A 25,480-nucleotide genomic window follows, 5' to 3' on the forward strand; every position below is an offset into this window, starting at 1 on the left:
CCGGTTCGGTCGGTCATAGCGGCGAACGGTGGTGCACCAGCCGCGAGGCCGAGACGACGGCGCCGTCCCGGACGGTCACCTCGGCGGGCGCGGGCCGCCCGAGGAACGTCAGCAGGCTGGCCGTCGGCCCGTACGCCCCGGCGTTGGGGATCGCCACCAGGTCGCCGGGTCCGAGGGCGGGCAGCTCGATCTCCCGGCCGAGCACGTCGCCCGGCGTGCACAGCGGGCCGGTGAGGGTGGCGCGCGCCGCCGGGCGCCCGGCCGGCCCGGCCGGCGCGACCGCCACCGGCAGCAGCCGGCCGAGCCCCGACATGCCGCCGAAGACGTTGATGCCCGCGTCGGTGACCACGAACGTGCGGCCGCGGCTCACCTTGACGTTGGTGACGGTCGCCAGCAGCGTGCCGCAGCCGCCGGCCAGGTACCGGCCGCTCTCGCACGCGACGCGCGGGGAACCGGCCCGCCAGCCGGGGAACTCGGCGTCCAGCGCGGCCGCCAGCTCGCCGCGCAGCCGGGGGTAGCGCGGGCGCGGGCCCGGGACGCCGTACGGGGCGCTGAACCCGCCGCCGATGTCGAGCCGGCGCGGCGGCAGCTCGAACTTGCGGCTCAGCGCGGCGGCGGTGGCGAGGGTGTGCCGGAACTCGGCGATGAGGTTGTCCTCGTCGGAGCTGTTGCTCAGCGGGAAGAAGTGCATTCCGGTGATGTCCACCGCGCCGAGGGCGCCGGGCCGGCGGAGCTCGTCGAGCGCCTCGCCGAGCACCTCCGCGTCGAAGCCGAACTGGGACGGGGTGCCCGTCATCCGGATGGCGGTCGCCGCGCTCGCGCTCTCCGCGTTGATCCGCAGCAGCGCCTCGACGCGGACGCCGTGCCGGGACGCCACGGCGTCGAGCCGCCGCACGTCGGTGACGGAGTCGGTGGAGAACAGCCGGACGCCGAGCCCGACGGCCTCGTCGAGCTCGCGTTCCGTCTTGCCCGGCCCGGTGTACAGGCAGTCGGCGCCGGTCAGCCCGGCGTCGAGGACGGCGGCGAGCTCCCCGGTGGAACTGATCTCCGCGCCGCAGCCCCGTCCTCCGGCCCCCGCCCCCAGGGCGCGGACGACGTCGGGGTGCGGGTTCGCCTTCAGCGCGTAGTACAGGTCGACGTCCTCGGGCAGCGACGCGAACAGGCCGGATCTCGCTTCGGCGACGTCGTCCAGGTCGTAGACGTAGAGCGGGGTCCCGTACCGTGCGGTGAGCCGGGCGTGCGGCACTTCGTCACGGGCTCGCGGCATGCGTCCTCACTTCAGGTCGTGGCCGGGCATCAGCATGTCGATCAGGGCCTCGGCGTCCATCGCGTCGATCGCGTCGTCGTCGGGGATCCCGGCGGACGCGTCACCGGACGAGTCACCGGAAGGGGGCCGGTCCTCGTCCGGCTCCGGGACGGCCTCCGGCAGCAGCAGCCGGAGCAGGTGCCCGGCCAGCTCGGACGCGGTGGGGTAGTCGAAGGCCAGCGTGGACGGGAGGCGCAGCCCGGTGGCGGCCGCCAGCCGGTTGCGCAGCTCGACGCTGGTCAGCGAGTCGAAGCCGGAGTCCTTGAACGGCCGGTCGAGCGCGAACGCCGCGGGCGAGCCGTGCCCGAGGACCGCCGCCGCGCTCGCCTGGACGAGGTCGGCGAGCACCCGCGACGCGTCCCGGGCGGCGAGTCCGGTCAGCCGCTCCGCGAAGCCGGCGCGGGCGTCCCGCGCGGGCTCGGGCGGGGCCGCCCGGCGCGGGCCGGCGAGGGCGGCGAGCATCGGCGGCAGGCCCGCGCCCTGCTCCCGGAGCGCCGCGGTGTCGACCCGGACCGGCACGAGCGCCGGGCCTCCGGCGGCGTGCGCGGCGTCGAACAGCGCCAGCCCCTCCTGCGGGGAGAGGCCGAGCAGCCCGGAGGCCGCCATGCGGCCGGTGTCGGCCGCCGTCAGCCGCTCCGCCATCCCCTGCCCGGCCCACGGCCCCCAGGCCAGCGACTGCCCCGGCAGGCCGAGGCCCCGGCGGTGGGACGCCAGCCCGTCGAGGAAGGCGTTGGCGCACGCGTAGTTCGCCTGGCCCGCCGAGCCGAGCGTCCCGGCCACGGAGGAGAAGAGCACGAACATGCCGAGGTCGAGATCCCGTGTGCGCTCGTGCAGGTTCCACGCCGCGTCCGCCTTCGGGCGCAGGACGGCGTCCATCCGCTCCGGGGTCATCGACCCGATCACCCCGTCGTCGGTCACGCCGGCGCAGTGCACGACTCCGGCGAGCCTCTGCCCTGCCGGGATCGAGGCCAGCAGCGCGGCGAGCCCGGCCGGGGAGGCGACGTCGCAGGCGGCCGGCCGGACGCCGGCGCCGAGCGCGGACAGTTCGGCGGCGAGGTCCGCCGCTCCCGGCGCGTCCGCGCCCCTGCGGCTCGCCAGGATCAGGTTGCGCGCCCCGTGCGCGGTCACCAGGTGCCGGGCGACGAACGCGCCGAGCGCCCCCGTCCCGCCGGTGACGAGGACCGTGTCGTCCGGGCCGAACATGTGGGGGCTGCGCGGTGCGACCGGAGCGGAGGCGCGCGCGAGCCGCGGGACGAGGAACCGGCCGCCCCGGACGGCGACCTGCGGTTCGCCCGTCGCGAGCGCCCCGGCGACCGGCCCCGCCAGGTCGGACGCACCGTCGGCGTCGATGTCGGCGTCGGCGTCGGCGTCGACGAGGACGAAGCAGCCGGGGCTCTCCAGTTCCGCCGAGCGCACGAGGCCCCACAGCGCGGCCCCGGCGAGATCGGCCACGGCCTCGCCGGGGACCGCCGCCACCGCGCCGCGCGTCACCACCGCGACGCGGGACCCGTCCGGCCACTCGTCCCCGAGCCGGGTCCGCAGCAGGCCCAGGACGGCATGCGCCGTCTCCCGGACCGCGGCGGGCACGTCGGCCGCCGCGTCGTGCAGGCAGGGAACGACGATGACGTCGGGTGCCTGCGCGCCGCCCGGGACGGAACCGATGGCGTCCGTGCCGGCGAAGGCCATGGCCGGCGGCGCGGAGGTCGCGGGCGCCGCCGGCACCCAGGAGAGTTCCAGCAGGTTCTCGCCGGTGCCGATGGCCTGCGGCGGCGCCGGCCGCGCCACCAGCGACTCGGCGGAGAAGACCGGCGCGCCGGTCATGTCGGCGCACGCGACCGCCGCCGTGCCGTCCTCCCGCCGGCTCACCTGGACCCGCAGCGCGGTCGCGCCCCGCGCGTGGAGCAGCGTGCCGCTCCAGGAGAACGGGATCAGGGGAGCGTCGGCGGCGGCGTCACCGGAGGCGTCACTGTCCAAGAGGGCCGGCGCGTGCAGGGCGGCGTCGAGCAGAGCGGGGTGGACGCCGTATCCGGCGGCGTCGACACCGCTCGGCAGGACGGCTTCGGCGAACACGTCGTCGCCCAGGCGCCACGCGGCCGTCAGGCCCTGGAAGACGGGGCCGTAGCCGAGTCCGCGATCGGCCAGGCCGGCGTACGCGTCCGAGACGTCGATGGCCTCGGCGCCGGGCGGGGGCCACTGCTCCGGCACGGGAAAGGCCGTCTCGCCGCCCGGCCCCTGCTCCAGGGCCCCTTCCGCATGGCTGGTCCACGCGCCGCCGGCCGCGGCGCTGGAGAACAGTTCGAGGGTGCGCCGCCCGGTGCCGGGGTCGGGGGCGCCGACGTGGACCTGGACGGTGGTCGGACGGTCCTGGGCGACGGTGAGCGGCGTGTGGACGGTGAACTCTTCGAGATACGGAGTCCCGGTGCGTTCGGCGGCGTGCAGGGCGAGTTCCAGGAGCGCGGTGCCGGGGAGGAGCGGGGCTCCGTTGACGGTGTGCTGGGTAAGCCACGGCGTGCTGTGCGGGGCGAGCGTCCCGGTGAGCAGGAGCGTGCCGTCGGTGGCGAGGGTGGTGGCGGCCGGCAGGAGCGGATGCCCGGTCGGTTCCAGGCCGGTCGTGCGGGTGGTCGCCGGCGGGGTGAGCCAGTAGCGGGTGCGCTGGAAGGCGTAGGTCGGCAGGTCGACGCCGGAGTCCCCGGTGCTGGGCACGGTGCGGGCCCAGTCGACGGCGGCGCCGGTGACGTGGAGCCGGGCCAGGGCCTCCGCCAGGGCCGCGTCCTCGTCCCGGTCCGGGCGGAGCGCCGGGATCGCGGCGACCTCGCTGCCGAGGGTGTGGCCGGTCAGGGTGGTGAGGGTGTGGTCGGGTCCGACCTCCAGGAGGGCGGTCGCGCGGTGCGTCCCGGTGAGCGTCGCCAGCGCGGCGGGGAAGTCGACGGGCCGGCGGGCGTGGCGCGTCCAGTGCCCTGGGTCGGCGAGCCGCTCGGCGGTGAGGGTCAGCCCGGTGAGGGTCGACACGACGGGGACGCCCGGGGTGCGCCAGTTCACCGCCGCGGCGGCCTCCGCCAGGCCGGGCAGGGCCGGGTCCATCAGCCGGGAGTGGAACGCGTGGGACACCGGCAGCATCGACGTCCGCACACCGTTCGCGGCGAAGTGGGCCACGGCCCCGCGCACGGCGTCGGCGTCGCCGGAGATGGTGGTGTGGACGGGTGAGTTGACCGCAGCGATGTCGGCCCCCGGGAAGCCGGGGCCGTCGTCGCCGGCGAGCACCGCCGCGACGGCCCGGTGGCCGGCGGAGACCGAGGCCATCGCCCCGCCGGGCGGCAGGGCCTGCATGGCGGCGGCGCGGGCCGCGACCAGCCGGGCGGCGTCCGCCAGGTCGAGGGCGCCCGCGATGTGGGCGGCGGAGATCTCGCCGATCGAGTGCCCGGCCACCGCGACCGGGGCGACGCCGAAGGACGCCAGGAGCCGGGCCAGGGCGGTGTGCAGGGCGAACAGCGCGGGCTGCGTGCAGGCGGTCTCGTCCAGGCCGTCGCCGGAGGCGACGACGTCCGCGAGCGGGCGCGGGAGCAGCCCGTCGAACGCGGCGCACGCCTCGCCGTACGCGGCCGCGAACACGGGGTGCGCCGCGGCGAGCCGCGCCCCCATCGCGGGACGCTGCGAGCCCTGGCCGGAGAACACCAGCGCCACCCGGGCCGCCGAGGCGCGTCCGGACACCGCGCCGGCCGCGGTCCGGCCCTCGGCCAGCGCGTCCAGGCCCGCGAGGATCTCCTCGGCGGACCGCCCGGACACCACGGCCCGGTGCTCGAACACCGACCGCGACACCGCCAGCGCCCGCGCCACGGACGCCGGCGGCAGGCTCGGGCGGTCCCGCACGAACTCCGCCAGCGCCCCGGCCTGGCCCGCCAGACCCGCCTCCGACCGCGCCGACACCGGCCAGGAGACCAGTCCCGGTCCCGCCGCCGGCTCGGGGACGGCGCCCGCGCCCTCCGCCGGCGGCTCTTCGACGATCACGTGCGCGTTGGTGCCGCTGAGCCCGAACGACGACACCGCGGCCCGGCGCGGGCGCCCGCCGCGCGGCCACGGCACCTCCTCCGTCAGCAGCCGGACCCCGCCGGCCGCCCAGTCCACCTCGGGCGACGGCTCGCCGGCGTGCAGCGTCCGCGGCAGGGTCCCGTGCCGCAGCGCCTGCACCAGCTTGATCACTCCGGCGACCCCGGCCGCGGCCTGCGCGTGCCCGATGTTCGACTTCACCGAGCCGAGCCACAGCGGCCGCTCCGCGTCCCGGTCCCGGCCGTAGGCGGCCAGCAGCGCCCGCGCCTCGATGGGGTCGCCGAGCCGCGTCCCCGTCCCGTGCGCCTCGACCGCGTCCACGTCCTCCGGCGCCAGCCGCGCGTCGGCCAGCGCCGCCGCGATGACGCGCTGCTGCGCCGGGCCGTTCGGCACCGTGAAGCCGCTGGACGCGCCGTCCTGGTTCACCGCAGAGCCGCGGACCACCGCCAGGACTCGGCGTCCCGCGCGCACCGCGTCGGAGAGCCGCTCCAGCACCAGGACCCCGGCGCCCTCCGCGCAGCCGACGCCGTCGGCCGCCGCCGAGAACGACTTGCAGCGCCCGTCGGACGACAGCCCCCGCTGCTCGCTGAAGTACACGAACATGTCCGGCTCGGTCATCACGGTCACGCCGCCGGCCAGCGCCAGCGAGCAGTCGCCCCGGCGCAGCGCGTGCGCCGCCAGGTGCAGCGCCACCAGCGAGGACGAGCAGGCGGTGTCGACCGAGACCGCGGGCCCCTCCAGTCCCAGCGTGTAGGCGACCCGCCCGGAGACGAGGCTGCCGTCGCTGCTGCCGGCCCCGTAGTCGTGGTACATCACGCCGGCGTACACGCCGGCGGTGGTGCCGCGCAGCGCCGCCGGCACGATCCGCGCGTGCTCCAGCGCCTCCCAGGACGTCTCCAGCAGCAGCCGCTGCTGCGGGTCCATCCGCAGGGCCTCCCGGGGCGAGATCCCGAAGAAGTCCGCGTCGAAGCCGGCCGCGTCGTAGAGGAAGCCGCCCTCGCAGGAGTACGTGGTCCCCGGCACGCCCGGCACCGGCGAGTACAGCGCGTCCCGGTCCCAGCCGCGGTCGCCGGGGAACGGCCCGATGGCGTCCGCGCCGGACGCGACGAGGTCCCACAGCCCGTCCGGCGACGCCACGCCGCCCGGGTACCGGCAGGCCATCCCGGTGATCGCGATGGGTTCCGCGCTCGCCGCGGCCAGGCGCTCGTTCTCGCGGCGCAGCAGCTCGTTGTCCAGGACGGAGCGGCGCAGCGCCTCGACGAGCTGCTCGGTGGGGGCGGTCTCACTCATTCGTTCGTCATCCTCACCAGGGCGGAGGGGGTGTCCGGCCGCGCCAGGGCCGCCCCGTCGAACGTCCGCTGGACGTGGGAGAGCGCGTCCATGAGGCCGGCGGCCGTCAGCGCGGCGCCGTCCCGGCGGGGCTCGACGACGCCGGCCAGGGGCAGCGAGCCGAGGTCGGCCCAGCGGAGCCGCCCATCGCCGTCCAGCCGGCTCCGGGCGCGGCCCGCGTTGTCGGGGTGCAGGCAGAACGGGACGTCGAGCAGGCCGCGCCGGAACGCCGCCACCAGCGCGTCGCCGATGCCGGACGCGCAGTTGAGGACGGCGTCGATCAGGGCCAGCGCCTCCCGGTAGGTCTCCCCGCCGGCGGGCCCGGCCGGGGCCGCCGGGAGCTCGCGGCGCGCCGAGGCGGCGACGGCGGCCGCGAGTTCGAGGGCCTCGACGTTCTCCGCGACCGTCGGGATCCGCCGCGACTCGGCGACCGTCTTGACGATGAGCCGCTCGCTGCCCGTGGCGACCGCCAGCCGGGCGGCGCGGGCCAGCAGCTCCCGGGCGCCGGCCCGGCTCCGCGGGTACAGCCCCATGTAGGTGTAGACGACGACGTGCCAGTCGGTCTCGGGGAGCAGCTCGCCGCACAGCCGGCGCAGCGCCCGGACGGCCTCCTCGTCCTGCGCCGCGTTCGTCTGCTGCGCGTAGCTGACGGAGATGGACCGCAGCCCCAGGGCGCGGAAGAACATCGCCTCCAGGACGCTGACGGCGACCAGCAGCCCCGGCGGGCACAGCTGCCCCATCAGGCAGCCGCCGAACGTCTCCAGGTGGGGTTCGCGCCCCGTCTCCCGCACGGCCGCGAGCCTCTTGCACGACTCCGTCCACTGGCGGACGGACGCGGCGAGCGGCGTCCGGCCGTAGGGCAGGCAGTACGAGACCGGGCCGCCCTCGGTGGCGTCCAGCCCGGCCCGGATCATCCCGCGGAAGATCTCCAGCGGTTCGGCGGAGCCGTGCCGGACCTGGACCGGGAAGTCGTCGCCGGCGAGCCCGCCGACCATCGCCCGGGTCGTGGCGGCGTCGTGGCTGAGCAGCGGGTAGCCGTTGAGGGCGTCCCCGTCGCGCAGCGCCCGGCCGGCCGACTCCACGTCCCCGAGACGGGTGTAGCTGTCGAGCGTGACGGTCCCGGCCGTCACGGCGCGGGCCCGCTTCACCGCCGCCAGGCCGGCCCGCATGAGCGCGGGGTCGCCGAAGCCCATGCGCGGCTGCACGACCAGTTCGCCCGCCGCGCGCCGGTTCCGCACGAACCCGCCGAAGCTCACGCCGAGACCGCCGCGAGGGAGGCGACCAGGCTCCGGAACGACTCGGTGCCGCCGGCGTCGTCGTAGACGGCGTCGTACCCGGCGGCGAGCAGGTCCGCCGCGCGCCCGGCGCGGCCGGCGGCGGACACCCCGAGCTTCCCGCCGATCACGATCGGCACGCGGTCGAGTTCCGGGCGGGCGCGCAGCCGGGCGACGGCCCGCAGGCCGTCGCGGTGCCCGTGCCCGTTGACGCTGCTGAGCACGACCATCGCGGGGCGCCGCGCGCAGCACTCGGCGACCAGCAGGTCGTCGGGGACGCACGGGCCCAGGTTCGCCACGGTGAACCCGAACTCCTCGATCAGCAGCTGGATGTAGACGAGGTTCCAGGTGTGGGCGTCGGAGGCCAGGCCGCTGACCACGATGGCGGGGGACGTCCCCGCGCGGTCCGGGCGGGCGCCGGGGCGGAACCGGGCCGCGCTGCTCGACGAGGCCGTCGCGCCCGTCATCGGGTGACGGCCTCGTCGAGCAGCGCCGCCAGTTCCGTGCTCGCGTTCTTCCCGTGCGCGGTGAGGGGGAGCGCGTCGACGACGTGGCACAGCGACGGGACCTTCGCGGGTTCCAGGCGCCGCGCCAGCTCGCGCAGGACGGCGTGCGGGGGCAGGTCGCCCTCCACGCAGATGGCGAGGTCGCGGTCAGCGGACGGCGGGACGACCCCGGCGGCGCGGACACCGGGGATGTCCAGCGCGGCGCCCTCGATCTCCAGCGTGCTCATCCGGACGCCCTTGCGTTTGAACATGTCGTCGACCCGGCCGTGGAAGTACAGGTAGCCGTCCTCGTCGACCCGGCCGTGGTCGCCGGTGTGCAGCCGCCGCACGCCGGTCGCGGGGTCCGTCCGGAAGGTGCGGGCGGTGAGCTCGGGTTCGCGCCAGTAGCCGGGCATGACGTGCGGGCCGGTCACGACGATCTCGCCGACCTCGCCGGCGGGCACCTCGTGCCCGTCCGCGCCGAGGATCGCGATCGCGGTGCCGCGGAGGGGCCGCCCGCACGAGCCGGGGCGGGAGCGCTCCTCCTCCGGCGGCATGACGGCGGCGCGCTTGCACTCCGTCTGCCCGTACTGGCGGACGACGACGGCGCCCGGGAACGCCGCCCGGAGCCGGTCCGCGGTCGCGGGCGGCAGCGCGGCGCCGGTGTTGGTGAACATCCGGATCCGGTTCCCGCCGGACGGCCCGGCCGCGCGGCCCGCCAGCTTGACGATCATGGTGGCGAGGGAGGGGACGATCGGCACGACGGTCGCGCCGACCTCGCGCATCCGCCGCAGCAGCACGAGGTCCGACTCGTCCCCGGCCAGGACGATCTCGCAGCGCGCCGCGGCGCACATCAGCACCTTGTAGAGGCCGTAGTCCCAGGAGATCGGGAAGCGGCAGAAGACGACGTCCGACGCCCGGTACCGGAGCGCCGCGACGAGCGCGCGGGTGGCGAACACGATCTGCGCGTGCGGCTCCATCACGCCTTTCGGCACCGAGGTGCTGCCGGAGGTGTAGACGAGGACCGCGAGGTCGTCCGGCGCGGTGCCCGCCGGGTCGGCGCGCACGCCCCGGCCGCGCAGGTCCTCGATCTCCTTCCAGGCGAGCTCCCGGTCGTTCGCGGTGAGGACGAGCCGCGGCCCGGCACTCGCGACGATGGACCGCAGCTGGAACGGCCGCGTGTCGGGGTTGACCGGGACGAGGACCGCGCCGGCCCGGCTGGCGCCGTAGAGCAGCGCGACCAGCCGGCGGTCGGTCGGCCACTGCACCAGGACCCGGTCGCCCGGCTCGACGCCCCTGTCCCGCAGCCAGGCCGCGGCTGCGTGGCTGTGGTCGGCGGTCTCGCGGTACGTCCAGCCGCCGTCCGCGTCGCGTACCGCGCGGGCGGCGGGCGCGTCGGCCGCCGCGTCGTCCAGGAGGGTGTGGACGAGCGCGGCGCGCGGCGGGAGTTCGAGTCCGTCCACGTCCGCCCCTCTCCCCGCCCCTGCTTGCGCTCGGCCCGAAGCTAGCGAGGCGGCCGTGCGGGGCACACCCCTACGACCCCTATCCACGCGGCCCTCCGAGCAGTTCCGCCGCCCGCGCGGCGAGCGCCGCCCGGTCGGTCTTCCGGTTCGCGTTCAGCGGGAGTTCCGGCAGCCGGCGGAAGTGCCGCGGGACGGCGCCGTCCGGGAGGATCCGCCGCAGCCTGCCGACGATCTCGGCGGCGGCGACCGGGGGGCCGGTGTGGAACGCGACGATGGCCGTGCCGCCGGGCCCGTCGGCGCCGACCGCGACGGCGTCCGGCAGGCCCGCCTCGCGCAGCGCGTGCTCCACCTCGGCGAGCTCGATCCGCCAGCCCCGCACCTGGATCTGGGAGTCGAGCCGGCCCAGGTAGGCGAGGGTCCCGGCGCCGATCCGCCGGACCCGGTCCCCCGTCCGGTACCAGCGGTGCCCGTCCAGGTCGAGGAAGCGCCCGTCCTCGTCGGCGGGGTCGAGGTAGCCGCGGGCGAGCTGCGGCCCGGCGACGCAGAGCTCCCCCTCGTCGCGGGCCCGCTCGCCGTCGTCGCCGAGCAGGAGGTGCCGGTGCCCGGCGTGGACCGCGCCGATGGGCACGACGCCGTTGACGGCCGACCGCGCGGTGGCCTCGCCCGCCCAGCGGTGCGCGGCGATGGTCACGGTCAGCTCCGTCGGCCCGTAGAGGTTCTCGACGGCGGAGCCGGGCGCCGCCGCCTGCCAGTCGCGGGCGTCGCGGCAGCGGAACGCCTCCCCCGCGAAGAAGCTCCACCGCAGCCCCGGCAGGGAACCCGGCCCCAGCCCGCCCATCCGGCGGACCAGGTCGATGGCGCTGGGCGTGGAGAACCAGACGGTGACGCCGTTGTCCGCCAGGAAGCCGGGCAGGTCGCGGTAGGCGGCGGGCGGGATCGGGAGGGCCGCCGCGCCCGCGCCCCACGCGCAGAACATGTCGAACAGGGCGCAGTCGAAGTTGAGGTCGAAGGCCTGGGAGAAGACGTCCCGCGGGCCGAAGTCGTAGCGGGCGTCCAGCAGGCCGAAGTAGTGGCCGGTGTTCCCGTGGGTGATCACCACGCCCTTGGGGCGGCCGGTGGAGCCGGAGGTGAACAGGATGAACGCGGGGTCCGCCGGCCCGGCCGGGCGCGGCTCCGGCAGCGCGCACCGCGGGTCCGCTTCGAGCACCGGGAACGGCGGCGCGGCGGCGAACCCGCCGTCCGGGGCGAGGACGGGGACGGCGCGGACGGCCGGACCGCCCGCTTCGGCCAGGGCGTCCAGCGTCTGCGCGCCGTCCCGGTCGGCCACGAGCACGCTCGCTCCCGAGGCGGCGAGCATCTGGGCGTTGCGGCGCGCGGGGAAGCCGGGACGCAGCGGGACCACCGCCGCCCCCGCGTAGAGCGCGGCCAGCACGCCGATGTAGGCGGTGGGGCTCTTGCCGGCGAGCACCCCGACGGCCTCCGGCTCCCGTCCGGCCAGGGTTCCGGCCCAGTTCAGCGCCAGCTCGTGCGCCTGCGCGTAGGTGACCCGGCGGCCGGCGGCCCGGATCGCCGTCCCGTCCGGGGCGAGCGCGAGGCCGCGCAGGAAGCGCCCGTGGAGCCCGTCCGGCGCCGGTTCGTCCATCGCGTCCTCCGTCATGCCGGTCCGCCCGTGCCCGGGGCCGTGCTCGGGAAGGTAGGGGTCGGCAGCGCGGGCCGCCACCGCTAACGTCCGTGGGCATGTGGGACGAGTTCGAGAAGACGATCCGGCCGTACCTGCCCTACCTGCCGGGTGACGAGCCGCTGCCGCCGGACGCCGAGCTCCGCGACTACGGGCTCGACTCCCTGGCGACGGTGGAGCTGCTCGGCGCGCTGGAGAGCCGCTTCGAGACCAGGTTCCCGGAGGAGGCGCTCAGCATGGAGACCTTCCGGACGCCGTCCGTCCTCTGGTCGGCGCTGTCGGCGTCCCTCGGCCCGGCCGCCGGCTGACGCCGCGCGGCACCGGTTCAGCGCCGGCCGGCGGCGCGGGGCCGCAGGGCCGCCTGCGGGTCGACGGTCTGCACCTCGAAGCTGTCCCTGGTGCAGGCGACCCGCCCGAACAGGCCGTCCGGTCCGCACACGCGGAGCCGCCCGACGCCGAGTCCGCGCAGCGCCCGCACGGCGGCGGGCCAGTCGACCGGCCGGACGATGCCGTCCAGCAGCATCGCGCGGATCCCGGCCCCGGTCCGCAGGACGGCGCCGTCGTGGTCGGCGACGACGGGCAGCGCCGGGTCGGCGAACGCGAGCCCGCCGAGCACCTCGTCCTCGGCGACGCGCCGCAGCCCGCCGAACGCCGCCGAGTGCAGCGGCGGGCGCATCGTGTACAGCGACAGGCCGCCGAAGCCGCGGATCCGCTTGTCCAGCCACTCCAGGTTCCGCTCGCGCAGCGACACCATGTGCAGGTCGCGGTCGACGCGGCAGGCGACGTCGGCCCACTCGCCGCGGGCGTCCAGGTCGCCGAGGATCTCCGCCAGCTGCTCGCCGGACACCCGGACGAACGAGTGCGTCACGACGTCCCGGCACTCGGTGGCGAAGAAGCGCGCCATGCACCCGGCCAGGGCCGCCGTCATCCAGACGGCGTCCTCGAACGGCAGCGACCCGCAGAACACCGACAGCGGCTTCCCGCCGAAGCTCGGCCCGACGCACGCGGACGCCTCGGCGCCGTGCTCGGTGCGGGCCCATTCGGCGAGCGCGACGCACGCCACCATGAAGGCCACCTGGGCGCTTTCGCTGTAGTCGCCCTCGGCCGCCTCCAGCTCGTCGAGCACCGAGTGGCCGAGCCGCCGGTCCGCCCGCGCCAGGAGGCCGCGCGCCACCGGGTTGACTACCATGAACCGCGCGACGTCGGCGTACCGCGTCGGGCCCATCCCCGGGAACAGCACCGCCGTGCCGTCCCCGGCGGCGCCGTCACCGCCGCTACCGTCCATTCCGGGTCATCCCTTCTCCAGGCCGAGGAGGAACTCGGCGAGCACGCGCAGGAACCGCTCGGGCTCCTCCAGGTGCGGCAGGTGGCTGGACTCCTCGAACACCACCCGGCGGGCGCCGGGGACGAGCTCGCCGTACGGCCGGACGACGGCCTCCGTCGCCTCGTCGTACCGTCCCGACAGGACGAGGGTCGGCACGGCTATCGCGGGGAGGTGCTCCTCGATCGTCCAGTCCCGCAGCGATCCGATGACGTGGAACTCGCTCGGGCCGTTCATCGCGGCGTAGACCGTCGGGTCGTTCACGATCTCCATGAAGGAGGCGCGGTAGTCGCGCGGCCAGGGGTCGAGCCGGCAGACGTGCCGGTCGTAGAAGACCCGCATCGCGGCGGTGTACTCGGCCGAGCCGGTGGTCCCGGCCGCCTCGTGCGCCCGCAGGACGGCGTCGACGCCCGGGGGCAGCGCCGCGCGCAGCACCGCCATCTCGCTCCGCCAGGTCGGGTAGGAGGCGGGCGCGTTCGCCACGATCAGGCCGCGCAGCCCCGGCGGGCGGCGGGAGGCGTGCCACGCCGCGAGCATGCCGCCCCACGACTGTCCGAGCAGGATGTAGTCGCCGTCGACGCGGAGCCTCGCCAGCAGGTTGTCCAGCTCGTCGAGGAACAGCCCGGGGGTCCAGAAATCGGCGGGCTGCTCGGGCAGGTGGGTGGAGCCGCCGTTGCCGAGCTGGTCGTAGTGGACGACCGGCCACCCGCCCACGGCGAGCGAGCCGAGGCTGCGCAGGTAGTCGTGGGTGCTGCCCGGTCCGCCGTGCACGATGACGATGGCCGGGCGTCCGGCGCCGGGAGAACCGGTCATCCGGTACCAGGTCTCGTACCCGCGGAACGGGACCGTGCCCTGGACGCTGGGCACTGGGGTACGACGCGCCGAGGACGCCACCGCGCGTCACACCCGCCGCGGCACCGGGGCGGGCGCGAGGCCGCGCATCGTCTCGGTGACCAGGGCGATGACCCGGTCCGCGTGATGTTCCAGGTAGAAGTGGCCGCCATCGAACAGATGGGTCGACCCACCGGCGGTGGTGTGCTCGTGCCACGCCTCCGCCTCGTCGACCGTCGTGCGCGGGTCGTCCACGGCGGTCAGCACGACGATGGGCGCGCCGATCCGCGCGCCCGCGTCCTGCCGGTAGGTCTCGATGGCCCGGTAGTCGCTGCGCAGCGGCGGCAGGACCATCTCCAGCAGCTCCGCCTCGGCCAGGACCCGCGCGTCGGTGCCGCCCATGCTGCGCAGCTCGGCCACGATGCCGGCGTCGCCGCGCCGGTGGACGCCGTCGTCGCGGACCCGGCTCGGCGCGCGCGCCCCGGACGCGAAGAGCAGCGCGGGGGCGGCGCCGAGGCTTTCGCACCGCCGCGCGACCTCGAACGCGACGACCGCGCCCATGCTGTGCCCGAAGAACACGACCGGCGCTCCCGTGGCGGGCGGCAGCGCGGCGGGCGGCAGCGCGGCGTGGATCCCGTCGGCGAGTTCCCGGAGGGTCGGCGGCGGCGGTTCGGCGTGCCGGTCCTGGCGTCCGGGGTACTGCACGGCCAGCACGTCGAACTCGGGGGCCAGGGCGGCCGACAGCGGGTGGAAGTAGCTCGCCGAACCGCCGGCGTGCGGGAAGCAGAACACCGTGGCGCGCGGATCGGGCGACGGATGGTAGCGGCGGAACCACAGGTCGTTCGCTGGGGTCGTCACGTACGTACCTTTCGAGACGGGGCGGGGTCGGCGTTCGCGCGTTCCCGGGCGCGGCCGCCGGCGACGGCGCCCGCGATCGAGCGCGCCAGGAGACCGGCGTCGGCGCGCGGGACGGGCGAGGGGTCCGGCGGGTCGTCCGACAGGGCCGTCAGGCAGTCCACCGCGGCCCGCAGGTCCCGCGTCGACAGCCCGCGCAGGCCGAGCCGGCAGGCCGCCAGCAGCAGGCCCGGGGTGGCGAGGTTGTTGCTCAGGCCGTGCTCCAGCGCCGGGAGGTAGACCGCGCCGAGCGCCGCGGCGTCCTCGGCCCGCACCTCGATGTCCGGATAGGAGAGCGGAATGATGATCGGCCGGGCGTTCATGCCGGCGAGGTCGGCGGCGTCGATCGGGCTGCCCGACAGGGCGACGCACACGTCCGCGCCGCGCAGCGCCGCCCCGAGCGGGCCGCCGAGGCCGCGCCGGTTCGTCAGGGCGGCCAGTTCCGCCTTCTCGGCGCTGAGCCCGGCCCGGCCGGGCCGCAGGATGCCCGCCGAGTCGACGACGCGCAGCTCGCCGACGCCGATGTGGTGCAGCAGCCGGGCCGTGCAGGATCCGGCGGCGCCGGCGCCGACGACGACGGCGCACAGGTCGGCGGGCCCGCGGCCGGACCGGGCCGCCGCCGTCAGCACCACCGCGGCGGCCATCACGGCGGTGCCGTGCTGGTCGTCGTGCAGCACCGGGCAGTCGACGGCGCCCGCGGCGAGGAGCCGCTGCAGCTCGAAGCAGCGCGGCGCCGCGATGTCGGCGATCAGGATCGCGTCGTAGTTCGGCCGCAGCAGTTCCAGCGCCCGCACGAACTCGGCGGGCTCGGCCCGCGCGAACGCGAGCGGGAAGGCGCTCATCCCGGTCGCGCGCTCGATCACCTCGCACTTGCGCTCCAGCACCGGACGCACCGCGCCGGCGCCGAGGTCGCCGCGGCTCAGGACGGACGAGCCGTCGCTGAGCACGAGCACCGTGGGCGGCCGGTCACCGGCGCCGTGCCCGGACGCCAGGCGCAGCGCCGCGCGGGTGACGTCGGCGAGCGACCCCGGATCGGGGCGGAGCGCACCCTGCGGCGGCCCAGCCTGCCGTCCCGTCCGCATCACGGCCTACTCCGCATCACGGTCTACTCCGCGAACAGCGGACGCAGGTCGCTTCGCCGGACCTTGCCCCCGGGGCTCCCGGGGAACGCGTCGACGACGCGGAGCCTCGACGGCGTCAGGTTGGCCGGCAGCATCGTCCGCAGGTCCCGCAGCAGTTCCCCGGCGGCCGCCGCGCCGCGCCCGCTGATCACGGCCACGCAGATCTGCTCGCCGAGGCTCGCGTGCGGGACGCCGCAGGCCCGCGCGCGCTCGATGTCGGGGTGCTTCTCCACCAGCGACTCGACCACGGCCGGGGCGATGGTCTCGCCGCCGCGCTTGATGGCCTCGGAGTCGCGTCCCAGCACCGACACCGGGCCGTCCGGCCGCCGCACGCCGATGTCGCTCGTCGGGTACCAGCCGCCGGGGGCCACCGGCTCGTGCCCGACGTAGCCGAGCATCACGTTCGGCCCCCGCACCCGGATCCGGCCCGGCACGCCCGGCCCGGTCGGACGGCCGTCCGGGTCGACGGTCTCGACCTCGACGCCGGCCTGGGGCGGCATCCAGCCGGGTTCGGCGGCGGTGCCGAGCACCTGGGTGCAGGCGTGCCCGGGGACCTCGGTCAGCGCGTACGCCTCGATCACCGGGGCGGCGAACTCCGCTTCCAGCCGGGCGCGGTCGGCGGCCGGCAGGGCCTCGGACGTCGAGCGGATCACGCGGGGGCGGAACGACCGGAACCACTCCGGCCAGGACCGCTTCGCGACGAGCATCGAGGCGTGCACGGTGGGCGCCGCCGAGTACCAGGTGATCCCGCCGCGCAGGCCCTCCTGCAGGAACGCCAGGTCCGAGGAGTCGATGATGACGAGCTCACCGCCGCTGAGCAGCGGCGCGAGCACCCCGGCCGTGATGCCGTGCCCGTGGTGCAGCGGCATCATCGACAGGCCGCGGTCGGCGGGCGTGAGCCGCAGCGACTCCGCGATGAACGTCCCGGCGGCGACCAGGTTCCGCTGGGAGAGCCGCACCCATTTCGGGTCGCCGGTGGTGCCGGACGTGCACAGCAGCAGCGCCGGCTCCGCCGGTGCCCGGACCGGCACCGCCGCGGCGTCGCCGGGCGGGAGCACCGCCAGGTCGGACGCGTCGACGGTCACCACCTCCCGATCCGCCGGCGAGCCGGCGCCGGCCGGGGGGACGCCGGTCACGAGGGCGCGGATCTCGAACGGGCCGGCGGGCAGCTCCGGCGCGTCCGCCGCGACCGGCACCGCCGTCCCGTAGGCGGCCGCCGCGAGCAGCGCCACGACCGAGGCCGCGTCCTGCCCGACCCGGACCGCGATCACCGCGCCGGTGTCCACACCGGCGGCGCGCAGCCGGGCGCAGACCGCCGCGACATGCCCGGCGAGCGCCTTGGCGTCGACGGGGTCGGCGCACAGGTCGTCGATCACCACCGCCGGGCCGGGGCCGGCCGGCGACCGGACGAGACCGCCCAGCGTGTCCGGCGGCTCCCCGGACGATCCCCGCGGGTCCAAGGCCGTCATCCCGTCCGCCGGTCCGCCGCGAGTTCCTCCGCCGACATGGCCTCCGACAGCTCGCGGCCCATCCCGCAGCCGTGCGCCGACAGGTGGTCGCGGATCGAGCGGCGGACCTCCGCCGGATGCTCCTGGCTCAGCTTGAACATGGCCTCGACCGTCTCGACGTGCACCCGGAAGGCGCCGACACCCGGCAGGATCTTCCGGAAGTAGCCCAGCGAGTCCGTCATGTCCCACGCGGTGCCCGCGACCTTCTCCAGTTCCCGGACGGTCGAGGTGACGACGCCGAGGGTCGGCTCGCCGGGCGGCAGCGGCTCGATCCGCCCGCGCAGATGGACGGTGACGAAGTTCCAGGTCGGCGCCGCGGGCCGCTGCTCGTAGGCGGCCGGGGAGATGTAGGCGTGCGGCCCCTGGAACACGGCGAGGACGTCGCCGCCGTCCCGCAGCGCCCGCCAGTGCGGGTTGGCCCGGTTCATGTGCCCCAGCAGGGACGCCCCGGTCAGCGGGTCCGCGCCGCCGGGGTCCGCCGCGAGCCGCTCGATGATCACCGGCGCGTGCGTCGCGAACGGCGTCCGGGCGCCGTTGCCGGCCACCAGCGCCATCGGGTTGCGCCGGACGGTCTCGATGACGTCGCCCGTCCTGCGCGGCCGGTACATCGCGGGGACCAGCATCAGACCGCCTTCACGCCGGACAGGCCGCCGCGGCCGGGCACCGCCTCCCCGCCGAGCCCGGCGGGCGGGCGGGTGCGGGACCGCGCGATCGAGTTCGCGATGTCGCCGCTGCGGGTCGCGATGTTGGACAGCAGCGACGACGACAGCCCGTGCGTGTGCTCCGTGCCGCCCTGGAGGTAGATCCCGCACCGGATCTCCGGGGTCGTCACCACCCGGTAGTCGCGGTCGACGCGCAGCCTGCCCTGGTCGTCGCGCAGGCAGGACCCGGCGAGGTCGCCGAGGACGCGGGCGGGGTCCATGGGCGCGTACCCGGTCGCGCACACGAGCAGGTCGACGTCCAGGTGGTCCAGCGCGCCCGTGCGCAGCGACTCGACGACCACGCGGGTCCGGCCGCCGGCCGGTTCGGCCGACTTCGCCCGGCTCAGGTTCATGAACCTCAGCCGGGTGCGGTGGCCGAGCTCGTCCTGGTACGTGCGCTCGAAGAGGTCCTGGATCAGCTCGTCGTCGACCACCGAGTAGTTGGTGTTCCGGTGGTAGCGCCAGATCGCCTCTTTGGCCTTCTCCGCCGAGAAGTAGTAGTCGTCGACCGCGCCCGGATCGAAGACCTGGTTGGCCAGCGGCGTGCTGTCGGCGATGGAGTAGCCCAGCGGGGACAGGATCGCGTACACGTCGGCGTCGGGGAGATGGTCGTAGGCGAAGCGGACGATCTCCGCCGCGCTCTGCCCCGCGCCGACGACCGCCACGGCCCGCAGCCCGGCGGTGTCGAGTTCCCGGAACGCGGTCATGAACTCGGAGCTGTGCCAGACGGCGTCGCCGCGTTCGATGCCGTCCGGCATCCGGGCCGCCAGCCCGGTCGAGATCACGACGTTGCGGGCGTGCACGATCCTGGTGGCGTCCGGCGAGCCGGCCTCCCGGATCTCCAGCCGCAGCAGGTCCACCTCGTCGAGTGCGGCGGCGGCCCGGTCGCCGGGCACCGGCCGCACCGACACGACCTCCGCGCCGTAGGTCACCTGGTCCGTGAACCGGGACTCGACCCATTCGAGGTAGTCGTGGAACTCCCGGCGGCTCGGAAAGAAATCCTTCCGGTTGACGAACGCGGCCAGCCGGCCCACCGAATGCAGGTACGACACGAAGCTGTACGGCGACCCCGGATTGCGGAACGTCACCAGGTCCTTGAGAAAGGAGACCTGCATCTTCGAGTTCGGCAGCAGCATGCCCCCGTGCCAGCCCAGCGCCGGCTGTTTCTCGAAGAAAACCGCGTCGATCGGGTGGCCGCCGGATCCGGGGCCGAGCTCGTCGAGAGCGGTCGCGAGTGACAGATTGGACGGCCCGAATCCTATTCCGGCCACATCATGAATGACCCCATCAACTCGCATGTACCAGACTCCGTCCTCGATTTCGATCACGCTATTGCCCGCATGCGGGCCGGTCAAGGATGGACGGCCGGGCCGGCCGCGCGGCCGACCGGCGTATGCTCGGGCCATGGACTCCGCACGCTCCCCCGAGCCCGCGCCCGAGGAAAACCCTGGTCAGCAGGCTATTTCCGGCGACCCGGAACTTCGCGCCTCCGATTCCGACCGCGAGCGGGCCGCGGCCGTGCTGCAGGCCGCCACGGCGGACGGCCGGGTCTCCACCGAAGAACTGGAAGAGCGCCTGGATTTGGTCTACCGCGCCAAGTCCAAGGGCGAACTGACCTCCATCGTAAAGGACCTGCAGCCGATCCAATGGGCCGGCGGCGCATCGGCGACGACCAAAGACGTCAGCGTCATCAACGATTTCTCCCGCACCGGGCGCTGGGTCGTGGGAGCCGAGTACCGGGCCACCGCGATCATCGGCTCCGGTGTGATCGATCTCCGCGAGGCGCAGTTCACCGGGCCGGAGACGACCATTCACGTGAACTCGTGGATCAGCACCGTCTACGTCGTCGTCCCGGAGCACACCGAAGTGCACGTCGCGGGAACCGGAATCATCGGCGGATTCAAGCGGGACCCAGAGCGCCCGGACGATTCGGCGACGCACCGGGTGAATGTCACGGGCGTCGCCGTCTGCGGCAGCGTCTTCGTCGTCCACGACCTCCCTCCGGCCAAGCAGCGCCGCCTCCTGAAGAAGGAACGCAAAAGCCTCGGGAGATGACCCGCTTCATTCCCACCCCGCCAGAACCTCGTTCATGACGGCGCCCATCCGCCCGGTGTTCTCCGGCAGGTGCATGTCGTGGTGGGTGCAGTCCACGTCGCGCTCGTCGATGCGCCCGGTGATGTTCGGCCGCCAGCGCGCCGTGCCGGACGGGGCGTCCGCCGGCCGGCCCAGCGCCGCCGTGAACAGCAGGGCGTCTCCGTCGTAGACCGGGGAGACGAACGACTGCAGCAGCTCGTGGTGCTCGGTGATGATCGTCGTGGCGATGTCGACCATGGACAGGTACTCGTCGCCGCCGTGCATCGTCCCGAAGTACTTCTCCATCTCGCCCCGCATGGCCCGCTCGAACCCGGCCCGGTCGTGGCCGCCGGCCCCCGTGCGCGGGGCGGCGTCCAGCAGCGCGAGCATGCCGACCCGGTGGCCGAGCGCCCGCAGCTTCACCGCGAGCAGGTGCGCGAGGATCCCGCCGAACGAGTACCCGAGCAGGTGGAACGGCCCGTCCGGCTGCGTGCCGAGGATGTGGTCGAGGTAGTCCTCGGCCATCGCGTCGATGGATTCGGGCAGCGGCGTCGCACCGTCGAAGCCGCGGGCCTGGATCCCGTACACGGGCCGGTCGGGGAAGCTCGCCGACAGCCCGAGGTAGGCCCAGCTCAGCCCGCCGCCGGGATGCAGGCACCAGACGGGGTTGCGATCGCCCTCGGCCTTGATGGGAAGCACGATCGCGAACGGGTCGGTGGCCCGGGTGCCCGTCTCGGGCCGCAGCCGCGGGGTCAGCTCCGCGATCGTCGGCGCCTCGAACACGGCCCGCAGCGGGACGTCCACGCCGAGCGCGCCCCGGATACGGCCGATCAGCCGGGTCGCGCGCAGCGAATGCCCGCCGAGCGCGAAGAAGTCGTCGTCGAGGCCGACCCGGTCCACTCCCAGCACCTCGGCGAACAGGCCCGCGAGCACCTCCTCCTCGACCGTGCGCGGCGCCCGGTACGCGGTGCCGGTGACGACGGGGGCGGGCAGCGCGGCCTTGTCCAGCTTGCCGTTCGGCATCAGCGGCATCCGGTCCAGCACGACGAACGCCGCCGGCACCATGTGTCCTGGCAGCCGTTCCGCCATGAACCGGCGCAGCTCCTCCACCCGCCCGGCGGCGTCGGGGTCGCTGACGTACTCCGACAGCGCGGTCACCGGGCCGGCGGGCAGGTAGACGTCCGCGAGCGGAATTTCCGCACCCGACCGGAGGAACACGGCGTCGATCCGGCCCGGTAGGGGCGACCACGTCACCACCGCCCGGTAGCCGAGCTCCCCGGCGACCCGGTGGCAGTCGGCGGGGGTGAGCATCGTCTTGTCGGCGTCGAGCCGCCGGACGTCGGCGGCGCTCAGGTGGCCCGCCGCGGTGCCGAGCCCTTGGACGGTGTCCACCACCGGCTGCACCTCCGCGTGCGGGATCCCGGTCACCCGCACGGCGTCCGGGCGCCGCCCGGTCAGGAACCGCCGCAGCGCGTCCGGCGACCCGATCTCGTCCCACCCGGCCGCGGCGACCCCGGCGAGCGACCGCGCGTCCGCCGGGGCCTTGCGCAGCACCACCTCGTAGCGGTAGCGGCTCAGCTCGTTGGCGGCCTCCATCTCCTTGAGCCGGACGTCGACCGCGCCGATCTCCGGCAGCAGCCGGGGCAGCGCCGCGAAGAACTCGGGGGCCAGCAGCAGCTCGCGTTCGGCGAGCATCTCCAGCCGCACCCGCTCGCGCAGGTCGTCCACCGTCGTGCCGGCGTCGGCGCGGGCCAGCTGCACCTCGGTGGCGAACTCGCGCAGCAGCGTGTTGTTGCGGATGTCGCCGAGGTAGACCGCGCCGCCGGGGGCCAGCAGCCGCAGGGCCTTGGCGAGGACGTCGATGAGGTAGCCGGCGTTGGGGAAGTACTGCACGACCGAGTTGACGATGATCGTGTCGAAGTGCCCGGCGGGCAGGTCGTCAACGTCGTCGGCGCGCCGGGTGCGCAGCGTCACCCGGCCGGCCCACGGCGGGTCCAGCCGCCGGATCTGCTCCCGCAGCGACTCGATGGTGGCGGCGGAGAAGTCCAGGGCCCAGTACTCCTCGCACTCCGGCGCCAGCGGCGCCAGCAGCAGGCCCGAGCCGACGCCGATCTCCAGGACCCGGGACGGGCGGAGCTCCCGGATGCGGTCGACGGCGGCGGCCCGCCATTCCCGCATCTCGCTCAGCGCGATCGGCGTCCCCGAGTAGCTGCTGTGCCAGCCCTGGAAGTTCTCGCCGAACTCGGCCACCGCCGCCGGGGCCGGGGCGTCGGCGTCATCCGCGGTGTACGCCTCCTTGTGCGAGTAGAGGTCCTCGTAGACCGCTTCCCACTGGCCGACCGACTCGGCCTCCGCGGCCTCCCGCCGGATCAGCGAGACCTCGCGGTCCAGCACCACGTAGCCGACCAGGTCCTTGGCCTCGCCGCCGGCCGGGTCGCGGACGACGACCACGGCCTGGGCGATGGCGGGGTGCGAGGCCAGCACCGACTCGACCTCGCCCGGCTCGATCCGGAACCCGCGGATCTTCACCTGGTCGTCGCCGCGGCCGGCGAAGACCAGTTCGCCGGCGGCGGTCCACCGCACCAGGTCGCCGGTGCGGTAGAGCCGTCCGCCCGCCGGGTCGAACGGGTCGGCCACGAACCGCGACGCCGTCAGCCCGGGACGGTCCCGGTAGCCGCGGCCGACGCCCGCGCCGGCGACGTACAGCTCGCCGACCACGCCCGGCGGCACCGGGACCAGCCCGGGTCCCAGCACGTACGCGCGGGTGTTCGGCAAGGGGGCGCCGATCGGCACCGCCCCGTCCGGCAGCGGGTCCGCCGCGGCCACCGTGTGGTAGGTCGCGTCGACGGTGATCTCCGTCGGGCCGTAGGCGTTGACCACGTCGACGCCGGGGTGCCCGCGCCGGAACTCCTCGATCACCCGGGCCGCCACCGCGTCGCCGCCGGTGACGACCCGCTCCAGCGACGCCGGCCGGTGGTCGCCGGCGGCGAGGGTCTCCAGCAGCGCCGGCACCGCGAACAGCGCGGTGACGCGCTGCTCGGCCACGACGCGCGCGAGTTCGCGGACGTCGCCGGGGTCGGCCGGCCCGATCACCAGGGTGCCGCCGCTCATCAGGGCGGGCCACGTCTCGAACGCCGAGGCGTCGAAGGCGATCGACGACAGCAGCAGCGTCCGGCCGCCCGGCTCCGGCCAGCCGTGCAGCGCCATGTCGGCGACGTTGCGGTGGGTGATGGCGACGCCCTTCGGGACGCCGGACGACCCGGAGGTGTAGATGACGTAGGCGAGATCGTCCGGGAGAAGCGGCCGGAGCCGGTCCGCGTCCGTGACGGGCCGCCGGCCGCCGGCCGTGTTCCCGCGATCCGCGTCCCCGCCATCCGTGTCGAGGTAGACGCGCGGGACGTCCGTCCGGGGCAGGACGGGGTCGGTCTCGCGTTCGGTGAGGATCACCACCGGGCGGGCGTCGTCGAGGATGAAGGCGACGCGCGGCCCCGGATACGCCGGGTCGATCGGCAGGTACGCGCCGCCCGCCTTGAGCACGGCGAGCAGGGCCACCAGGTAGTCCGGCGAGCGGCGGGCCGCGATGGCGACGACCCGGTCCGGGCCGACCCCGCGCCCGATGAGCTCGAACGCCAGGGCGTCGGCCCGCGCGTCCAGTTCGGCGTAGGTGAGCGACCCGGTGCCGGACACGACGGCGACGGCGTCGGGCGCGGCGGCCGCGACCGCCTCGAACATCGCGGGCAGCGTCGACTCCGGCACGTCCGCGTCCGTGTCGTTCCACCGCCGCAGGACGAGCGACCGCTCGGCGGGCGTGACGACGTCGACGGCGGCGATCGCCACGGCCGGGTCGGCGATGATCTGGTCCAGCACGCGCAGGAACCGCGCGGAGATCCGCTCGATCGTGGCGTGGTCGAAGACGGCCCGCTGGTACTGCAGCGACATCCGCAGGGGCTCCGGGGCGGCCATCAGCGTCAGCGGATAGTGCGTGCCGTCCACCGGCGTCGAACGGCTGATGGTGAACGGTGAGTCGGCGATCGCCTGCGTCAGCGCCTCCCGGTCGATCGGGTAGGACTCGAAGCCGACGATGGTGTCGAACAGGGCCGGCAGGCCGGTGCTCTTCTGGATGTCGACCAGGCCGTGGTGGTGATGGTCGAGCAGCGCCGCCTGGCGGTCCTGCAGGTCGGTCAGGACGTCGGCCAGCGAGTCGCCGGGGTTGCAGCGGACCCGCACCGGGAGCGTGTTGATGAACAGCCCGACCATCGCGTCGACGCCAGCGACGGCCGGAGGGCGGCCCGACACCGTCATGCCGAACAGCACGTCGTCGCGGCCGGTGAGGTGCCCCAGCAGGATCGCCCACGCCCCCTGCACGACCGTGTTGACCGTCACGCCCAGCTCCCCGGCCCGCCGCACCAGTGCGCGGGCGTCCTCGGGCGACAGGCCGACCGGGACCCGGCCGATGCCGCCGTCGGTGTCCTCCGGCCGCGCCTGCGGTGCCAGCAGCGTCGGCTCCGTCACGCCCGCGAGCTCATCGGACCAGGCTCGGGCCGACTGTTCCCGGTCCTGCCGCGACAGCCAGACCAGGAAGTCCCGGTAGTCACGGGGGCGCGGCAACGCCGAAACGTCGCCGTTCTCCCCGTACAGGCCCATCAGGTCGTGCATCAGCAGCGGCGTCGACCATCCGTCGAACAGCAGGTGATGCGCCATCAGCACCAGCTCGGACCGGGTCTCGCCCACCCGGATCAGCTTCAGCCGCAGCAGCGGCGCCGTCATCACGTCGAAGTGGTCGCGGCGGTCCGCGGCGAGCACTTCCTCCAGCCGGGCGGCCCGCTCGTCCTCCGGAACGTCCCGCAGGTCGATCTCCTCCCACGGCAGCCCGACCCGCGCGGGGACGAGCTGGACCGGCTCGCCGTCGGCCCCGAAGGCGAACGCGACCCGCAGGTTCGGGTACCGGTCCAGCAGGCCCTGCCCTGCGGCCCGCATCCGATCCGGGTCCACCACGCCGTCCAGGTGCATCACGAACTGCATCTGGTAGGGATCCAGCTCACGGCCCGCGAGGATCGCGTGGAACAGCAGGCCCGATTGCATAGCCGTCAGCGGCCAGACGTCCGCCAGGCCCGGGTGGCGGGCCTCCAGGACGTTGATCTCCGACTGGGTGAGCGACACCATCGGCAGATCCGACGGTGTCAGACCACCGGCTCCGGTCTCGCCGGCATGCCGGGCGAGGTCGGTCAGCGCCTCGGTCCAGAGGTCGGCCAGTTCTTGGACGTCCTCCTGCGCCAGGAGCCCGGTCGCGTAGGTGAACGACGCATTGAGGACGGGGCCTTGGTCGGTGTCGGTGACCACGGCGTTGATGTCGATGGCGTGGGCGACTGGCATGTCGGCGTCGAACCGGACCTCCACATCCTCCAGCTCCGAGACCGGCGTCCAGCCCAGGCCCCGCAGGTCCTCGGGCATG

Annotated in this window: 16 protein-coding genes; 2 read left to right on the forward strand and 14 right to left on the reverse strand. The window is 75.4% G+C overall.

Annotated features, from left to right (window positions below; all coding sequences use genetic code 11):
* Positions 1–13: 13 nt before the first annotated feature.
* The 6 genes from AL2_RS30650 to AL2_RS30675 all read right to left on the reverse strand — a co-directional run bounded on the left by AL2_RS30650 (position 14) and on the right by AL2_RS30675 (position 11,621).
* Complete coding sequence (locus tag AL2_RS30650; RefSeq protein ID WP_067639797.1) at positions 14–1,267, reverse strand: type III PLP-dependent enzyme domain-containing protein; 1,254 nt, start codon at positions 1,265–1,267, stop codon at positions 14–16.
* Positions 1,268–1,273: 6 nt separating this feature from the next.
* Complete coding sequence (locus AL2_RS30655) at positions 1,274–6,640, reverse strand: type I polyketide synthase (RefSeq protein ID WP_067639799.1); 5,367 nt, start codon at positions 6,638–6,640, stop codon at positions 1,274–1,276.
* Positions 6,637–7,935: a methylaspartate mutase gene (locus AL2_RS30660; protein ID WP_067639801.1), complete on the reverse strand. Its 1,299-nt coding sequence runs from the start codon at positions 7,933–7,935 to the stop codon at positions 6,637–6,639. Before AL2_RS30660 ends, AL2_RS30655 begins: the two co-directional genes overlap by 4 nt.
* On the reverse strand, positions 7,932–8,420 hold the full coding sequence (locus AL2_RS30665) for a cobalamin B12-binding domain-containing protein (RefSeq protein WP_083947052.1): 489 nt from the start codon (positions 8,418–8,420) through the stop codon (positions 7,932–7,934). Before AL2_RS30665 ends, AL2_RS30660 begins: the two co-directional genes overlap by 4 nt.
* Entirely contained in the window at positions 8,417–9,901 is a 1,485-nt protein-coding gene (locus tag AL2_RS30670; protein ID WP_067639803.1) for an AMP-binding protein, read from the reverse strand. Before AL2_RS30670 ends, AL2_RS30665 begins: the two co-directional genes overlap by 4 nt.
* Positions 9,902–9,980: 79 nt before the next feature.
* Entirely contained in the window at positions 9,981–11,621 is a 1,641-nt protein-coding gene (locus tag AL2_RS30675; RefSeq protein WP_245667044.1) for an AMP-binding protein, read from the reverse strand.
* A 17-nt stretch (positions 11,622–11,638) separates the two neighbouring features.
* Here AL2_RS30675 and AL2_RS30680 point away from each other — a divergent pair, with 17 nt between their 5' ends.
* Positions 11,639–11,887: an acyl carrier protein gene (locus AL2_RS30680; RefSeq protein ID WP_067639805.1), complete on the forward strand. Its 249-nt coding sequence runs from the start codon at positions 11,639–11,641 to the stop codon at positions 11,885–11,887.
* A 17-nt stretch (positions 11,888–11,904) separates the two neighbouring features.
* Here the strand turns inward: AL2_RS30680 and AL2_RS30685 are convergent, their stop codons facing one another.
* Genes AL2_RS30685 through AL2_RS30715 form a run of 7 tightly spaced genes read right to left on the reverse strand, consistent with a single transcriptional unit; the run spans position 11,905 to position 19,226 of the window.
* Entirely contained in the window at positions 11,905–12,864 is a 960-nt protein-coding gene (locus AL2_RS30685; RefSeq protein WP_067639807.1) for an ACP S-malonyltransferase, read from the reverse strand.
* Between the two features lie 6 nt (positions 12,865–12,870).
* Positions 12,871–13,767, reverse strand: a complete 897-nt coding sequence (locus tag AL2_RS30690; RefSeq protein ID WP_245667045.1) for a proline iminopeptidase-family hydrolase — start codon at positions 13,765–13,767, stop codon at positions 12,871–12,873.
* Positions 13,768–13,800: 33 nt separating this feature from the next.
* Positions 13,801–14,589: a thioesterase II family protein gene (locus tag AL2_RS30695; RefSeq protein WP_067639810.1), complete on the reverse strand. Its 789-nt coding sequence runs from the start codon at positions 14,587–14,589 to the stop codon at positions 13,801–13,803.
* Entirely contained in the window at positions 14,586–15,707 is a 1,122-nt protein-coding gene (locus AL2_RS30700; RefSeq protein ID WP_067639811.1) for a hypothetical protein, read from the reverse strand. Before AL2_RS30700 ends, AL2_RS30695 begins: the two co-directional genes overlap by 4 nt.
* 23 nt (positions 15,708–15,730) lie before the next feature.
* Entirely contained in the window at positions 15,731–17,215 is a 1,485-nt protein-coding gene (locus AL2_RS30705; RefSeq protein ID WP_067639813.1) for an AMP-binding protein, read from the reverse strand.
* Complete coding sequence (locus AL2_RS30710) at positions 17,212–17,877, reverse strand: FMN-binding negative transcriptional regulator (RefSeq protein WP_067639817.1); 666 nt, start codon at positions 17,875–17,877, stop codon at positions 17,212–17,214. The genes AL2_RS30705 and AL2_RS30710 overlap by 4 nt, the downstream gene beginning before the upstream one ends.
* Positions 17,877–19,226: a lysine N(6)-hydroxylase/L-ornithine N(5)-oxygenase family protein gene (locus AL2_RS30715; RefSeq protein WP_245667046.1), complete on the reverse strand. Its 1,350-nt coding sequence runs from the start codon at positions 19,224–19,226 to the stop codon at positions 17,877–17,879. Before AL2_RS30715 ends, AL2_RS30710 begins: the two co-directional genes overlap by 1 nt.
* Positions 19,227–19,359: 133 nt before the next feature.
* On the opposite strand from AL2_RS30715, the gene AL2_RS30720 reads away from it, so the two are divergent.
* Complete coding sequence (locus tag AL2_RS30720; RefSeq protein WP_168444816.1) at positions 19,360–20,010, forward strand: DUF1707 SHOCT-like domain-containing protein; 651 nt, start codon at positions 19,360–19,362, stop codon at positions 20,008–20,010.
* A gap of 6 nt (positions 20,011–20,016) precedes the next feature.
* Here AL2_RS30720 and AL2_RS30725 read toward each other — a convergent pair whose 3' ends face one another.
* Complete coding sequence (locus tag AL2_RS30725; RefSeq protein ID WP_218003726.1) at positions 20,017–25,401, reverse strand: non-ribosomal peptide synthetase; 5,385 nt, start codon at positions 25,399–25,401, stop codon at positions 20,017–20,019.
* Positions 25,402–25,480 lie beyond the last annotated feature (79 nt).

Source organism: Actinomadura latina NBRC 106108, assembly GCF_001552195.1.
Taxonomy (GTDB): Bacteria; Actinomycetota; Actinomycetes; order Streptosporangiales; family Streptosporangiaceae; genus Spirillospora; species Spirillospora latina.